This is a genomic window from Pantoea sp. AS142 (assembly GCF_037152305.1).
Taxonomy (GTDB): Bacteria; Pseudomonadota; Gammaproteobacteria; order Enterobacterales; family Enterobacteriaceae; genus Pantoea.
On sequence record NZ_JBBCMO010000014.1, the window covers coordinates 1 to 16,198 of the forward strand.

Here is a 16,198-nt window from a genome sequence, read left to right on the forward strand (position 1 = left end):
GCGCACATGATCAGGCAATGCATTGTTCCAGAAATCCGCCTGTGCACATATTAAGGGCTCTGACACTAAACTTTAGCCCGTCAGCACACATATTGAGGTCTCTGACTCTAAACTTTAGCCCGTCAGCACACAGATTAAGGGTTCTGACTCTAAGCTATATAGCCCGTCAACACACATATCAAGGGCTCTGACTCTAAGCTGTAGCCCGCCAACACACATATGAAGGGCTCTGACTCTAAGCTATAGCCCGTCAGCACACACGATCAATCATTTTAAACGTAGCAGATTCCCTTCAGCACACATGAACTTCCCGTCAGCAAACATAATTATGAGTCGATTAGGAAAATACTATTCTGTCAGCACACATTTTTTTGACTTCTTCAGGCACAATTGCCCGCCAGCACACATGATCTTGACTTTCCGACGGACGTATCCCGCCATAACACATTTTCTATTTTTCCCGGGACTGTATCCCTCCAGCACACATTTTGAGTCTATAAAGAAGAAAATAGCTCGCCAGCGCACCTATCTCTGCTTTTGCAAAGCAAAAATCGCATCCACCTCTTTCAGGCAGTTGCTGCATATCGCCCGTTATAGGTGACATTTTAGACGGGCTGGGTATAAGAAGTGTAACCGTCAGCACACATGTTTGAATTCTGCCTTTTTAATACCCGTCAGCGCACATGATACTTTAGGATAATCATGTCCCGCCAGCGCACACAATCTATTGGTTAATTATTGATACCTGGGGTGTGGAGTCCTCGCTGGCCGACATTGCATTCTATATCAGGTTGAGTAAAAAAGATTTTTCAACCTCCAGCAGCAATGACTGAACTTTGGTTTTTTAAAGAATCGGTAACGCCGCCAAATTTTTTGAGGTAAGTGGGAATGTCTTAAAAAAATCGTCCTCGAAACTGCGCTGGTATTACCTGCAGAGTCACTGGCAGACATTCCTGAATAGCGCTATCTACGGGGAATTTCAGCTTGAAAAAGTAGTTAAATTAATATTAAAAACAATAATTTAACGTATTTAAATTGAGGGGTATAACTTATCTGAATCTGCGTGCTCTACCCATCTTTGGTCTGTAATTAATTCGTTATCAGGACATGACTTCTGGCAGAAAAAAGGAAAAACTATCAGCAAATATTTTTTCCATGTACAAGAAATGCATGTCTTTTCGAAAATTGTTGCTCTGGCTTTTTTGACATGTACAATCAACATAAAATTGACAACGGAACGGCTAAATGAAAAGTCATTACGGTGGAGTGGATGAAACTGCACGCAGGGCCAGTGCAATGTTACGCAGTATGAGCGACGACATATCCCTTAGAAGAAATGAGTTTGGACTGGATCAGTATTACCAGACATTCACACGCAACTCTGTGGCTAACCTTCCGAAACTTAGTCGGCGTGCTGTTGAGCAGGCGATTGATGAAATGGAAGCACAAGGGCATGTCTTCGGCAGGAAGGATGCCGGTAATACCCGACATTATGCGCTTACCATCAAAGACGTTGTTGATATTTATGCCCATCGCAAAGTGCCTAAATACCGTGATTTGCACGCGGGGGAAGGCCCTTTTGTTATCTTTGTTGTGAATCTGAAGGGGGGGGTGTCAAAAACTGTGAGCACGGTGACGCTTGCGCATGGTTTACGTGTTCATCAGGACCTTCTCCAGCATGATCTTCGTATCCTTGTGGTTGATCTTGATCCCCAGGCCTCCAGCACCATGTTTCTCAGCCAGCAAAACAGCATTGGCTCCATAATGGAGACGGCTGCACAGGCAATGCTTAACGATCTTGATGCTGATCAGCTCCGTGAAGACATTATCAAACCCACAATCATTCCTGGTGTGGATGTGATCCCTGCTTCCATAGACGATGGTTTTATTGCCAGCCAGTGGAATGATCTCGTCAGAGAACACCTGCCGGACAAGTTACCCTCAGAGGTTCTGCGCCGCACTATCATTGACCGTGTTGGCGGGGATTATGATTTTATCTTTATTGATACCGGTCCTCACCTTGATGCCTTCATGCTGAATGCTCTCGCGGCAAGCGATTTATTGCTCACTCCCACGCCGCCGGCACAGGTGGATTTTCACTCCACGCTTAAATATCTCACCCGACTGCCTGAAATGATTGAGCAGCTTGAAGAAGAAGGAATTACGCCACGTATCAAAGGGAACATTGGCTTTATGTCGAAAATGACCTCAAAACGTGACCATGAGATGACGCACGGGCTGGCCCGCGATGTATTCACGTCCTACATTCTTGATGCGGCACTGCCGCGGCTGGATGGCTTTGAACGCTGTGGAGAGAGCTTTGATACCATCGTTAGCGCCGATCCCGGTTCTTATCCGGGCAGTACTGAGGCGCTCAAAAAGGCAAAACGGGAAGCAGAACGTTTTACTCAGGCTGTATTTAAAAGGATCGAGTTCATCAGGGGTGTGAAATGAAGAAAGAAATGGTGAAGCTGGGCCGGCAGCTGGGCAATTCGAGTTTTTCGAAAATGATGAGTGAGTCAGACAGCGAGCGGGTGTTCACCCTGAAGTCTGGCGCCCAGGCCCGTTTTGTTCTGACCAAGATTCTGCATGACGATATTGAAACACAGACTTTTGTAGACGCAACCGTCAATGGTCGTGACCAGGCCTTTCTGACGCGCGAATCGGTCAGCGATATCTCCCGGACTATCAGACTGCAGCAGTTCTTTCCTGCTATCGGGCGGGAAGTAGACGGACGTACAGAGATCCTCGATGGTTCACGCCGCCGGGCGGCCTGCCTTTATAACGGGACTGCCTTTGAAGTGCTTGTAACGCGTGACGCGTTATCTCTCTCTGATGCAAGACAGCTGGCTACGGACATTCAGACTGCCAGAGAGCATACGCTGCGTGAACTCGGTAATCGATTAAAGCTGATGTATCCTGCGGATATGAATCAGTCAGATATTGCCGCCGCAGAAGGACTTTCTGCGGCCAAGGTCACTCGTGCGTTTCAGGCAGCTGCAGTACCTGAAGAGATCATTGCCGTTTTTCCTTCGGTCAGTGAACTCTCCATTAGTGACTATCAGGTTCTGCTTGATGTGACTGAAAGAGCCCGGGCAAGTAGCATCAGTACGGAGGAATTAGCTGGCAACGTCCGTGTACGGATCGAAAGTGACGCGTATCACGATAAGGCGGATCCCTCCTATAAGGCAAAGATAATCAGTTACTTCCGGGCTGAAAGCGCAGATCCCAAAAAAGGATCGTCTAACAAAAAAGTCGTTACGGAAAAACTGGCAGATTTTGCTGATAAAAAGCAGTTTGCAAGAAAGAAAACGGATTCGACTAAACGGCTTGTTACCTACGAATTCTCGCGCCTTTCTGCAGCCAGTCAGGCTGAACTTGATGCCGCTGTAAGAAGCGTCATCGAACGGATGGTTGCGAAGGAAAAAAGCACATAACTTTCTTTCCGTTGCGGGAAATTAAGGAAATAATTCCCGCAAAAAAAATCACTTAAATCTTTGTTTTTTAAAATTAAAAAAAATAATTTCAATCTGAAATTCCCGGGATAATACTCCTTATAATTGCCTTTAGCCTCTTTGCACGAACCGATAAAGCGGTCTCTTACGGGTATGAAACTCTGCATTGAGCCAGTAAGCAAAAGTAGTGATTCTACTGGCAAAAGACATTACGTCCCCATACGGACGGAAGCTTGTGCTCAGCAGATAGTCCATTTCTTCAGCCAATGGCCGGATACCGGCGATTAAATTTATCCCGGAGTTCATCCAGCGTAATTGGCCAGTCATTATCGCTATCTAATCGCAGTATGTTTGTCGAACGGATGGCCTTGCGTACAGCGGCAGACTGAAGAGCATGCCCGTCCACAGGTTCCAGAGTGGGTTTCCTCAGAGCCACATAGTCAAAGAGCACAGCGAAAAAATTACCCTTTATGGCAACAGCAATTTCCGTGAAGGCCTGAAGGATTTAAAGAGATTACGCAGGTCTTCACCGTAAACGCCTACACAGTGGTGCTTCAGACAGTAGCCCCATCGTCTGTCGTTGGCGGTTAACATCACGTCTTCCAGTACACCCGGATCGATGTCCATTTTACTGATAACCGGATGATGCTTTTCAAGTGCAGACTTAATAACGTCGATTTGTACAACTGGATCTGGTTCACGGTAGTTAATCACGGTGAGGCCGAGGTCAGACGACTTTTCATTGGCTGTGCCAGGGATAACTACCATAGACATAAATGCTGTGGATCCGATCTGGAAAAGTCACGGTTAGTGTCTGAACCACATCAGAGACCAGTGGAGAAAAGCTGGCTGAAGTCCTGTGAAAAAAGGCTGTGTAATGAACCCACAGTTATCGACCGCCAGTGGTTTCCCATCAGGTGAAGCATAATGTAGTTAGCTGAAGCCCGCAGCATAGAACAATAATTTTACCGCACAGAGAAATTAAAGCCTGGGTGACCGGAGTTCTGAACCTACGATACAAAGCTCTCTGATCCGTTAATCATCGTCGGCTTCCATCATGCTGACCATTGCTCCCCGGTGAGCTTCAACCATACGAATGTAGCGCATGACCGTCTGGGTCTGCGTCCAGGTACCCTCCTGCATGATCTGCGCAATCGATATACCTTTTCTGGCCATGTCCTGCGCAGCACCAACACGAGCGCTGTGACCGCTCCAGCTGGCATAGCGGCCCTTATTGGTTTTGTGAGATTTTGTCTCACCTGCAGCCTGACGGGCACGACGATAAATATCTTCCAGGCAGGGTGCGCTCATAGGGATTTCCGACAATCGGGTGACCCGGTTAGAACGATGAACAGGACAAAAGATAATAGCGTCAGGTTTGTCTGTCAGACCCGCTGCCGTGATCCATTCGCTAAGCCGCCGGGATGACTTTGCACTGAGGGCTTTCACGATACCGCCAGACTGCAGGATAGTTTTGGTCCAGCCAACATCCAGAATGACACGCCCGTCTACAGCGAGCGAGATATCCCTGACCCTCAGGCGGGAAAGCTCGCTCATGCGCAGAAGGGTGCTGTAAGCAATGTGCATAAACGCGAGATCCCGCAGCTGCTGCAGGCGGGATGAATGACTCCATGCAGCATCCAGACGGTTAAGGTCTGGCCGGCAGAACGGAACTGCCTGTCCTGTACGCTCACCCGAGATGACCGCAATACGGTTTATCTTCTTCCTGGCGCGCACAACGTCCGGCGAAACCGTTGGGGGTACCAGCCCAGCGTTACGGTGTAACATTGACAGAAGAGCGGCGTGCACCGAAATGGTTGACGTTGCCCGGCCAATGGCCTGCAGGTGGAAGAGATAGTCCTGCATGTCTTCAGGCGACATGGGCAGGAACGTACGCTGGTTTTCCTGCGACCAGCGCCAGCAGATCCGCATAACGCTCAGGAGCTGCCGCCACGTGTTAGGCGAAAAGGCCTCACGGTGGCGCACAAAGGCAGCGAGCTTTCTGGTGAGATCATCATCAGGTGCTCCACTGGAGAGCAGGCCGGTAAAACCGGAGATATCGTTCATAATTGTTCAGTAATCGTCCATTTATCGATAGGCAGCGCTACGTGAATTCTATGATAGTTACAGGGGAGATATGCGCCAGATTTCACGTAGCGTTGTCAAACTTTTAGCTGCCTGTTTCAGGGTCTGGCAGGACAGACACAGTTCAGAACTCAGTAGTTTCGTATAAATGATCGGAAAGGTCAGGATCCGCGTCAGATCTTCATGATACAGGGTTTGTGAGTCCACGTCTGGTCTTATATAAGTATAATTATATAAGGTTAGAAGACATGCTGAGTTTTCACTTTTTTTTACTCTCAGAGAAAGAAACGGGTAAAAATAATTATTTTGAGGCGCGTTCGTCTTGCGGAGATTGTGCGCAGTTCAGAAAAACTCCGCACAAAACATGCAGCCCGACACGTATTTCTATCGAGGAATATCACGCAAAACACAACTTATAGTCGTTGTTAACCGCTAATATTTCTGTTGAGGATTACAATCACCTGGTGAAAAAGCAGGCATCTTTATGTCCGTCAAACGTTAAGTGCCGAACAAACCGGAACTTCTTATAATCCGTTAAAAATGACATAGGTATAAATTAACGAATGGATATTGGTTGTTGCCTGCTAATTCTGGCATTTAAACAGAGCCACTAACGAATAGCTTCATAACTTTCTGTATTCCAGAGGTGTACAGACAAGTCAGTGTAGAAAGAATTTACTTCGCTTCACTTTTCAGGCGGCGCTGCGACTGCTTATTTGCCCGATAAACTCTCGAACTTCAACAGCCTGTTCAATAAAACCGCTCACGACATGACTGAAGGTGGCATCATCAAGCTGTGCCAGCGACTGCTGGAAACAAAGGCGCACCTTGAACTGCTCATCCATCGCCAGCCAGCAACCACGCATTGCTGCCATCTCAAAGTTCAGCTGCAATAACAGCGGATAGAGTGTCAGCGAGGCCTGAGGGTCAGTTTCAGTTAACTGACAGTGCATCAGCAAGCTGTCACTTTGCTCCGGCACCTCCAGCACTACGGCCTCTTGTCCCTGGTCGTTATACAAGGCGCAAACCCCTTCCTTCAGGTGCAATGGCGTTTTGCAGCCCGCTGAGAAATACTGTAAAAACTTTTCTACCTGCCGTTGTGATGCGGTCATCATCTCGTTCCTTCATTCAGTGTTTAATGGTCTGGCCGGCGAAGATTAACGGCGGTCAGCTTTTCATTTCAAACCCTTCTTTTCTCAGCTCAGAGAGAGCCGATGCCACTTCCGGATTGGCTTTAGCAATGTCGCCCTCAAGTGTGAAGCGCCGTGGCGTGTCCTGGTCCTGACCGTATTTAAAGTTAATGGTGCCAATATTGCGTTCCATACTGACGCCTGCGCTGTTGCTGGCCCCCAGTAACAGCGTCGGCGTGTTGAATCCTTCGCTTTTGGTGACATTCTGACTGACGCTGATCGAGCGAATGCGCAGGTTGTTGCGGTCCTGGAACAGCAAACCCAGTTCGTCGCGTCCGACCTTACCGTCAAGAATGGCTTTTTCAGTATCATCACGCAGGCTATCTTTCAGCTCCATTGAGACGCTGGCGCTGCTGAATGGCATGCTCTGCAACTGTTTAACTAACCCCTTCAGTACTGGATCGTTATCCATCATGGCACTCAGACGGGTGGCATTGGTTGGTGGCAGAGCCGCATTGAAATGTTGCTTCAACATATCCACAATGCCGTTCTCATTCAGTCGTGAAAGATTGCTGTAAGAGGTGCTGTGCCGGGCCGAACTTAACCCCATCACATTGGTTTCAACAGCCTGTTGACGAAGGACCAGCTGTTCCAGGCTGCGAACCGCCTCATACCTGTCGTCACCGATGACCTTATTGCGGGTGAAATGGCGGTGTAACTCGCTCAGTTGCTTTGACGGTTCGGGGTTTTCCTGTTTTTTCAGATCAGCCAGCATTTTAGTACTCTCGCTGTCCTTAAAATGTTTACCCAGTGTGGCGGTCAGCTCACTGATATCGTTGCTGGTGATCGGATCGGCCTGTTTCATCTCCACGCTGATCCTTTGGGTGGTGCGGTTATCCATCGCCAGCGACACCGCCACGTTAGTGGAGGTGAAGGCCGGAAAAGTCCCGACGGACTTAGCCGGCTCTTTGGTGGCATTGTCGGTGACCTTACCATCATGAGTAAAACCGTGGGCAACACCGACGCTGAGGGTGAGGTTAGCTCCGACGCTGGCCGAGTTAAGGAAAGTCGCACGGTTGTCACTGGCTGATACCGTACTGCCAAACTCGCCTTTTTGCATACTGCGTTCACGTCTGGCGGTCATCAGGTTAGCTGAACCGCTTATTCCGGTGGAAACACGGGCGGTCACGCCGTCAGGTTTTGCACCATCGTTGGTAATGTTGATACCGGCACGCAGGTCAAAAGCCGCCGAAGTATCGACATTGAACACCAGTTTGGTGCCCTGCTTCATCTGATGTTCAATCCCTTTTTTCATCAGCTCGGTCGGCGTCAGGGTGCCATGTGTCAGACCATGCAGAAAATCAGGCAGTTCATCTTCGGTCAGTTTGAAGTTAAGACTGTTTTGCAGCGTCCCCTGGATGTTACTGCTGATACTGCCGCCGATACGAAAATCCGGGCTGATCTTATGTTTTTTGCTCAGCCAGTCGCTGGCATTTTCGGCGGTGTTTTTTTTGCCGGTCATGTAGGGCATTAAATCGTGGCCGGTAGCAACAGAGATGGTGCCGGTTGCCCCCCCGTCACGACCAAAGGTGACGTCCAGTCCACCGCTGGTACGGCCAAAGCTAAGGTTATAAGCACGGTCGAGGGTGATCCCCGCGCCGGGCACGATCGGCACCGGGATTTTGTTTAGCGTCGGTACAAAAGCAGTGCTGAGGCCACCGCCATAAGCACGGCTGAAGCTCATGCTTTCGCCATCGTTCAGCGATAACAGCGTGTCTTTTAATTTTTTTTCCAGCTGGGTGTTGCCGTGGGTATCCAGTAAGGTGCGGGTGGTCAGGTTGACACCGTGGTGCTCTTTCCTGAAGGCGTTAATAAAGGCTTTCACCGCATCGTAACTGGCTTCCAGCGGTGCGTTATGGCTAAAGCCCATGTCAGTAAACTGCTTCACCGGGTTAGCGCCATACTTTTTTTCGCGCAATGTATCGAACTGCTGACGCAGTTGCTTGATCTGGTCGGGATCGGGGTGGTGTCCTGATACCAGCGCCGCCTTATCCGCCAGCTGATGCAGATCGCCGATGGTGACGGTATCAAGAATGAGCCGCGACTTGGTGAGGGATGTCTCGTCGTTGGGATCGCGCTGACGTCCCATCGGCACGTCGCCTTTCTGGTGACTCATGTTCACCCCGGCTTTGACAAAGTGGCTAAGCAGCGTTTGTAATTTACTTTGTAGTGACGGCGCGGCAGAGCTGACCGCTTTTTCTAGCGCTTTACTGAGGTCACGACCTGAGCGGTTGACGTTAAAGCTTTGAATGACTGCCTTACTGGCTGAAGGTCTGAACTCTTCGTTAATCTGACCGTTGCTTTTCAACACCCCCTGATGCTGACCCAGTTCAGTGGCCGAGCGGACGGCATTCTGTTCCAGCTCTTCACGGAACCGTTTCATATCATTCAGCAACGCCGCACCGTGTTCACCTAAATCCAGCGCTTCCATTTTGCTGTGCAAATCCATTTGTGTGCCGCTGTTACGCACGTTGTGCGCTTCCAGCTGCTTAATCAGTGCGCCCTGCATTTCGTAAACAGAACTCAGACCACGCCGTCCCTGCCAGTTATGCTGTATGTTGTAGGCCGCATTCTTGATCGGACGCGGCGTCGCCATCGTCGGATTGAAAATATAGGCGCGCACCCGGTCAGTAAATTTACTGGTTATTTTGCGGTTTTCCATCCCGGTCTGACCGGCGACCTGCGCAGTAGCCTGCATCGTTACACCGGTTCCGGGGATCAGGCGGCCTTTGGCGCCCTGGTTTAAGCGGGAAAATACCTGTTCTGATCCACGCGGACCCACTTCCAGCGGCGCAGGCTCTGGTGCGGTATGCGTGTGCCACTTACCCTCTCTCAACTGATGCAGGGTGCCGTCGGCCATCGTGGCGACCGGCTGGTTGTCATGGTCCATCTCCAGACGTTGCAGTTCACTTCCGCTGTGCGGCATAGCCAGTTTTTGCCAGCTACCGCCAGCCTCGCCGCTCTGCCACTGTTCACGCAGCTGATGGAAAATCTCGCCCTCGTGGTTTACGGCGTAAAGATTCTGCTGATGATCGACGTGAATATCTTTCAGGGTGCCGGTAATACCTTCTCGGCTGAGGGTTTGCGCTGGCCGCGCCAGTTGCTGAGTGCCTGGCTTGATTTGGAATGAGCGGATGTCACCTTTTTCCGACAGCGCCAGGTATTTGTTGACCCCAATCACCGCCATCGCCTGAGCTTTATCGGCTTTCTCCAGCCCCTGAAGTGCGCTTCCCGGCTCCGGCTTATTGCGTACATGCGGCAAAGTAAACAAGTTGTCCTTACCCTGGCTGATGGATGAGGAACTCTGGTTAATATCCAGCCGCTTTACCTCACCCTCTTTCAGAATATATGCCGCACCGTCCAGCCCTTTTTTCAGCTGCTGACAGTCTGATTCTGCGGCAGTCCAGCCTTTTGTCAGCTGATCGAAATAGTGAACCTTTCCTTCCTGTAGCGTCAGGCTGCCTTCACGCCCCATATTGAGAATTTGATGTGGCGCCGGGTTGACATTTTGCAGGCCAAGATGGCTGTTGATCACCAGCGTGTCGCTGAGGTTCCAGCCCGCATGGAACTGGTGATCGTCGCCCAACGGGCAGGCGTGTTGCTGCCTGAAATTATCTTTAACCAGCGCATTTAACTGACCATGATTGTCAGTGAAAAAGCCTTCAATACGGTGGTCGTGTCCGAAATGCTGCTTGAGCACCTTTTGTGACATGCTCTGCATCGGCAGCTCGCCCTCTCTGACATTCGATAATACGCCGCTGTAGAGTTTGCCTTCGCTGTCGGCGGCATACAGCTTGCCATGACTGATACCAATTGATTGCGTTTCCAGATGAGGTTCACCACGCTTCAGCATCTGCATGGTATCGGCAAGATGCAGGCTGAACTGGACACGCTCTTCCGGAGAGGCATTGGACGAAGGCATCAGGCACATATGATGCGAGCTGTCTGTATCGGTCAGAATCGCCACCTGTCCATGCTCACTGACGGCGAATGATTTGATCTTATCAACGAACTTTTCGGAGGTGTGATTATCCGACAGGTTGTGCAACGACCGACCATCCTGCACCGCATAGAGTTTGCCATCGGCCTGACGGGAAAGCTGGCCATGCGAATCGTTGCCGGCGGTCTGCCAGACGCCAATTTCCGGATTGAGAATATGAATCTTATCGTCGTGCAGACGAATCGACTCGCCTGCCGGATGCTGCCAGACGCCGCAGAGCAGGGAGCGGTGAACGTCTCCCGGCTGATTGACATTTAGTTTATTCTTACCATCAGTACCGATGCTTATCTGAATTTTACCGTTGTTATTCTCCAGAGTGACTGGCGTATCGCCAACCTGCGCCAGCTTTGTCCTGATATCAGAGGACTGGCTGTTATGCAGCACGCTGTAGCCGCTCTCATGACTTTTAATATCAAACAGGCGGCCCTGTTTATCCAGTAGCAGATGCTGACGGCCATCGCTGCTGGCAGAGTGGGCCAGATAGTGCTGATCTTTTTTCCCCAGCGTTTGTGACAGTAGCGTATTGATCGCCGGAGGATTGCTGGCGGCCAGCTGCAATTTACCGTTTGCCAGCGTCATACCCAGCGTAACAACAGGAGTGGTACTCAGCTTCGACGGTACCTGAAGGGGCGACGGCTTTATGCTGCTTTCGGTTTCCAGCATGTTCTCTGCAATCGGTGACAGGGTTGGCTGGAATTTACGGGCTAGTGGCGTTGGTATACCTAACCGTGGCGGCTGCGTGGGGTTTTCCCGCTCACGCGCCATCATCTGCTGGTGCATCTGCTGGAACTCACTGTCGTCATCTTCTTCCGTGATCTCTGACGTGCCGGAAGGCGTGGCGGTGGTGGTCTGATGCACTTCAATTTGCTGATGATGGCCATGCCCGTGAGTTTCACCCGAACCGTGCGTTGTTTCAGGACTGCCTGGCGGGGTGGGGGGGAGCTCTTCAATCTCATGGTGACTGACGGGAATATTAATCGGCGTATGGCTGCCAGTGGGAGAAGGTTGGTTCATTCTGCTCAGTATGTTCTGCCTCACCTGGCTGAAGTTTTGCAACTGATGATGCTTAAGGTGCGTCGGCACGCTATCGGTATGGCCTTCTGTTACCCTTTGCCGACCGCTCATATCGTCAGGATTGTGGCGTTTCACGCCATCGGAACGGGTCAGGCGAGCGGCTGCTGACGGAGCGGCAGTTTCAGTTTCATTGTCGACCTCATGCTGCGCCAGTAAATCCCCCAGAGTCGGACGTCTGATTCGGCCGATATCTGCTGCTGCCGAGCTGGAGGTCGCGGTCTGTGCTGAGGGTTTCTCAGATTTTTTAAACCCGAACATGCTTTTCAGGCTGAAAGATTTTTTTTGCTGGCGACCGGTACTTTTTCCATCCTGCCCGGTGGGCTGCTGATGGACATGGGGTAACTTTCCACGATTTTTACCATCGGCTGCCAGCGATCCGGCAGCAGCCTGCGGCGTGCTGCTGCTGCAGCCCTGTTGCAGCGCCGCCCCATTTCCGCTCTTCTTCTGCTCAACGTTCTGTATTACGGCTTTCTGTTCAGTGCCATGCAATCTCAACTTCATAACCTGCCCCCCGGCCCGCATCCCGCGTGAAACATTAATGAAAGTTATGTAGCGGGCTAAAGCTAAAGGTTCCCGTCAGAGGCCAAAAAAGTCTGTTTTACGGCACAAAATGAGGAACCTCAGAGACCCTCGTCCCACTCAAGACAGGCAGCCGACGCTGCATGTACGCGGGAAGTTAACCTTCAATAAGGGGAAAATCCATGTCAGGTCTGACACTTAGAATTACTATCCCGAACTCGCTGGGGCATTTTCAGCCCGGAGAGAATAACGGGCTTTCTACCGGTAATAACGCAAACTCCGCTCTGGGCCAGCAGCCCGGTGATCAGCAAACCATTGAACAGATGGCTCAGCTGTTGGCGGCACTGTTAAAGCCACTGATCTCCTCCCAGAGCGGAGATTCCTCCAGTGATGCTAATGGGATTAGTGCGTTATCCGGCCCAGGCAACTCCGGCGGGGCGTATGGCGTATCTGGCAACAGTCCGCTCTCCGACTTAGGTCATGCAAGCGGCCTGACGGGTCAGAACGGCAGTGTCAGCGGCTCATCGCAGGATGACAGCCAGTCAATGCTTAATGATATGAGTAGCAACGGGCTGGATCAGAGCCTTAGCTCTGACGGTCAGGGCGGCGGTAATATCAGCGACAATCCGTTGCTAAAAGCGTTACTGAAGCTTATAGCGCAGATGATGGACGGGCTGAACGGTCAGTATGGTCAGCCAGACGGCAATGACGGTTCATCTTCTTCTGGCGGCGGCACCTCTCTGGCGGATGGCTCGGGTGGTGGGGTAGCTGGCGGCAGCTCTCCTTTTGGTGGCACCTCACTTGCCGATGGTTCAGGGGGCGGTGCTTCTCTTGGCGGGGGCTCGCTTACCGGCGGTTCCGGCGGCGACGAGTCCCTCCCCACCTCACCGGTTTTCAGCGGTCATGAGGCGAGTTCGCTGCCTACCGGCACTCCGGCTGTGGGGTCAACCACGCACACGCCGGTTAGCGATCATGCCGATCCGCTGGGCAGCGCAGGCACCGGCGCGGCGCAGGATGTGGGTTTCCCCACCGCCAGCGCCAATCCTAACGTGGTGCACGACACCATTGTGGTTAAAGCCGGCCAGGTCTTTGATGGTAAAGGGCAGACCTTCACTGCCGGGAACGAACTGGGCGATGGCGGTCAGTCCGAAAGCCAGAAACCGCTGTTTAAACTGGAAGACGGCGCCAGCCTGAAAAATGTGGTGATTGGTAATAACGGTGCAGATGGCATCCACCTCTACGGTGATGCCAAAATCGATAATCTGCATGTCACCAATGTGGGTGAGGATGCCATTACCGTGAAGCCCAATAAAGAGGGAAAAAAATCTAATGTTGAAATCAGCAACAGCACCTTCCAGAATGCATCGGATAAAATTCTTCAACTGAATGCCGATACTGACCTGACCGTTAACAATGTGAAAGCGAAAGACTTTGGCACTTTCGTCCGCACTAACGGCGGCCAGCAGGGGGATTGGGATCTGAATCTCAGCCACATCAGTGCGCAGAACGGCAAGTTCTCGTTCGTGAAAAGCGACAGTGAAGGGCTGAAAGTCAATACCAGTGATGTCTCGCTGGACAACGTTGAAAACCACTACAAGGTTCCGGCATCCGCTAAACTGACAGCGGTAGCGTCATGATGACGCCCCAGCAGCCATGCCCGCTCACCCGTTGGGTGGACGTGGTGGATAATCAGCAGCGTCTTACTCCGGCGCAGTATCAGGCTTTTCAGCAGGCGATTGCCCAGGTTAAGGAGCGGCTCCACCAGGTGTTGAGTCGTCCGACACCGCAACGCCAGGGCCGCTTTGAGCTGAGCTCGTTTGTTGACAGTCTGCACACCGATTTCCTGCACGGAGAGCAAGGCTCAGCGACTGATGTGAGTCAGACCGCGTGGTGGATCACCCGTTATCTGGCTGACCGACTGCTGGAACTGCAACAGTTGGAACAGGCACGGAGCAGGATGTAGTGGTGCCAGTGCGTCGGCCAGAAGCCGACGCACTGGCATTGTTGTGCAATGTGCGGTATTTCCGGGCAAAAAAACGCACCGGGAGTGACCCTGGTGCGTGGGCTAAATGAGTCGTTGACCTTTCCGGCACGCTGCCTGCCGTTATCTTCTGCCTCTTTGCGCAGCAAGGTATTCACCGGCGCGCTCGATCTCCTGAAAGCGAAAGCCTTCAATCGAGGTGCTATAGGCTTTATCAAAGCGTTGTGCGCGATAGGCCAGATTGCGGTGCAGTAGCGTTTCAGCATGCAGGCCGCCTTTGTCTTTCGAAACGATGTCGTTCTCACGAGGTCCACCCTCAATATGAGATTTAGATTGCGCATGTTTAAAAAACTCAGACGGCTTCGGCACATTCTGTTCGCCTGCATGAAGACGCGATGTATAGTCGTCATAATGCTTAAAGCTTTTCAGCGCATTATTCAGCGCAAACATCGCACAATCCCATGATGAGGCCTGAATAAAGTTACCTACCATCTTCACTCTGGCTCCCTTTAGACCCTGCTCAATTCCCTGTTTTATTGGATCCATCATATTTCCCAGCGCTGACTCGAAACACACGATTGATGGACGATGACCCGGGCGTAACTGGATATCAAGTGCAATATGGTGATCTGGCATCCCCTTCGCAGGCGCAAAGACCACGCGCATATTCCCGGGCTGTCTGCTGTTCCAGACCTGTTTATTTTGCTCTTTGATGGCCTTATAACACTCATCCGGTCCTTTAAAGACATGCAGATTCAAGTCTGGATGACGGGCATTTTCTGCATCGGCAATAAGTGGCATCATCTTTTTATCCAGCCGGGTGAGCAGTACATTTGTACCGGAGTTGTCCTTCACCAGATCGGTAGCCAGTTTGGCGTAATCGTATAAATCTTTATCCAGTTTCTTAAGCTTCGGCAGGTTAACGGTATCCATCTTCTGCTGGAGTCGTCCCGGTAATCTCTCCGGGTTCTGCGGCAGGGGATCGCTACGCGACATTTTTGATGAAGACTGCATCATGTCGTGGAACTGGACCAATTCAGTATTCTCACGACGGCCGCCCTGACGAATCAAGCCCAATGATGAACCGGTCGACATACTGCCCTCGCCAGCGGATTGCGCCGAAGAGCTGCTCGCTTCACCCCGATGCCTGGTGGTGGCACGAGCGCGATCCGGCGTGCTTTGGGTGGCGCTGGCATTGTAGCGAACATCAGGGGACATGGCATTTTGACGCTGTAATCGTCCGGCTCTGCCTGCCGGTAATGGTGACGCCTGAGGTGACGCCGTCGGCGTACGTTCGGGCTGCTGAGACGGGCTTTTATTGCCCGTTATCGCACGAAAAATATTCATCGAATTTTCTCCGCCATATTCAAAGTTAACCCCTGGTGTGCCAGCAGACGTGGGGCTGAAGATGGCTCAACCATGCTGTGCAGTAACTTTTTTTGCCATACTTTTGCCACCTCAATCATCTGCACGCAGGCACTGACAAAGCTGGCTTCCTCCACTGAGGGTAGCGGGAAGCGTTGGAACAACAGCAACTCGTTTTTTTCCTGATCAAGACCAAATGCCGCGCCATCGCTGGTACCGTAGTGAAACAGGTTGGCAGCCAGAATATCCGCTAGCAGAATGCTGCCCTGTGCCGCAGAGAGTGAACCCACGTTGAGATAAACAAACAGCCAGCTCTGCTGTTCCATATACTCCAGCGTCATCTCAAGCGTGTTCACTTTCAGGCAACAAAGTTGATTGGCATCCAGCGACAGTGACCCCGTCTCCAGACGTCTTGCCAGTGCGCCCAGTAAATCTTGTATTATCATGACAGTCCTCCACGGGTTAGCCTGATGTAATGCCCGAAATCTAAAGGAGCTTTACAGTTGTTAACCCAATAAGGGAGGCGGGC

Annotated in this window: 10 protein-coding genes; 4 read left to right on the forward strand and 6 right to left on the reverse strand. The window is 51.3% G+C overall.

Translation table 11 applies throughout. The annotated features are described in order from the left end of the window. The first annotated feature begins 1,245 nt into the window (after positions 1–1,245). Together WFO64_RS20230 and WFO64_RS20235 are read left to right on the forward strand one after the other, a co-directional pair. A complete protein-coding gene (locus WFO64_RS20230) occupies positions 1,246–2,454 on the forward strand; it encodes an AAA family ATPase (protein WP_337013819.1) in 1,209 nt (402 codons plus the stop codon). After that, the gene (locus WFO64_RS20235; protein WP_337013820.1) at positions 2,451–3,437 is read left to right on the forward strand and encodes a ParB/RepB/Spo0J family partition protein; all 987 of its coding nucleotides are present in this window, start codon (positions 2,451–2,453) and stop codon (positions 3,435–3,437) included. The genes WFO64_RS20230 and WFO64_RS20235 overlap by 4 nt, the downstream gene beginning before the upstream one ends. A gap of 486 nt (positions 3,438–3,923) precedes the next feature. On the opposite strand, the gene WFO64_RS20240 is transcribed toward WFO64_RS20235, so the two are convergent. The 4 genes from WFO64_RS20240 to WFO64_RS20255 all read right to left on the reverse strand — a co-directional run bounded on the left by WFO64_RS20240 (position 3,924) and on the right by WFO64_RS20255 (position 12,305). Next, a complete protein-coding gene (locus WFO64_RS20240; protein ID WP_337013821.1) occupies positions 3,924–4,223 on the reverse strand; it encodes a hypothetical protein in 300 nt (99 codons plus the stop codon). A gap of 267 nt (positions 4,224–4,490) precedes the next feature. Continuing rightward, complete coding sequence (locus WFO64_RS20245) at positions 4,491–5,522, reverse strand: tyrosine-type recombinase/integrase (RefSeq protein WP_337013822.1); 1,032 nt, start codon at positions 5,520–5,522, stop codon at positions 4,491–4,493. Positions 5,523–6,232: 710 nt separating this feature from the next. Beyond that, complete coding sequence (locus WFO64_RS20250) at positions 6,233–6,652, reverse strand: type III secretion system chaperone (protein WP_337013897.1); 420 nt, start codon at positions 6,650–6,652, stop codon at positions 6,233–6,235. 55 nt (positions 6,653–6,707) lie between these two features. Continuing rightward, positions 6,708–12,305, reverse strand: coding sequence for an AvrE-family type 3 secretion system effector (locus tag WFO64_RS20255; RefSeq protein ID WP_337013823.1), 5,598 nt, complete (start codon positions 12,303–12,305; stop codon positions 6,708–6,710). Positions 12,306–12,505: 200 nt separating this feature from the next. On the opposite strand from WFO64_RS20255, the gene WFO64_RS20260 reads away from it, so the two are divergent. Both WFO64_RS20260 and WFO64_RS20265 read left to right on the forward strand, forming a co-directional pair. Next, positions 12,506–13,960, forward strand: a complete 1,455-nt coding sequence (locus tag WFO64_RS20260; protein WP_337013824.1) for a pectate lyase — start codon at positions 12,506–12,508, stop codon at positions 13,958–13,960. Continuing rightward, a complete protein-coding gene (locus tag WFO64_RS20265; protein ID WP_061060942.1) occupies positions 13,957–14,286 on the forward strand; it encodes a hypothetical protein in 330 nt (109 codons plus the stop codon). Before WFO64_RS20260 ends, WFO64_RS20265 begins: the two co-directional genes overlap by 4 nt. Positions 14,287–14,427: 141 nt before the next feature. On the opposite strand, the gene WFO64_RS20270 is transcribed toward WFO64_RS20265, so the two are convergent. Both WFO64_RS20270 and WFO64_RS20275 read right to left on the reverse strand, forming a co-directional pair. Next, positions 14,428–15,651, reverse strand: coding sequence for a YopJ family acetyltransferase (locus tag WFO64_RS20270; protein ID WP_337013825.1), 1,224 nt, complete (start codon positions 15,649–15,651; stop codon positions 14,428–14,430). Next, positions 15,648–16,115 (reverse strand): type III secretion system chaperone, encoded by a 468-nt coding sequence (locus tag WFO64_RS20275; protein WP_337013826.1) that lies wholly within the window; start codon positions 16,113–16,115, stop codon positions 15,648–15,650. Before WFO64_RS20275 ends, WFO64_RS20270 begins: the two co-directional genes overlap by 4 nt. Positions 16,116–16,198 lie beyond the last annotated feature (83 nt).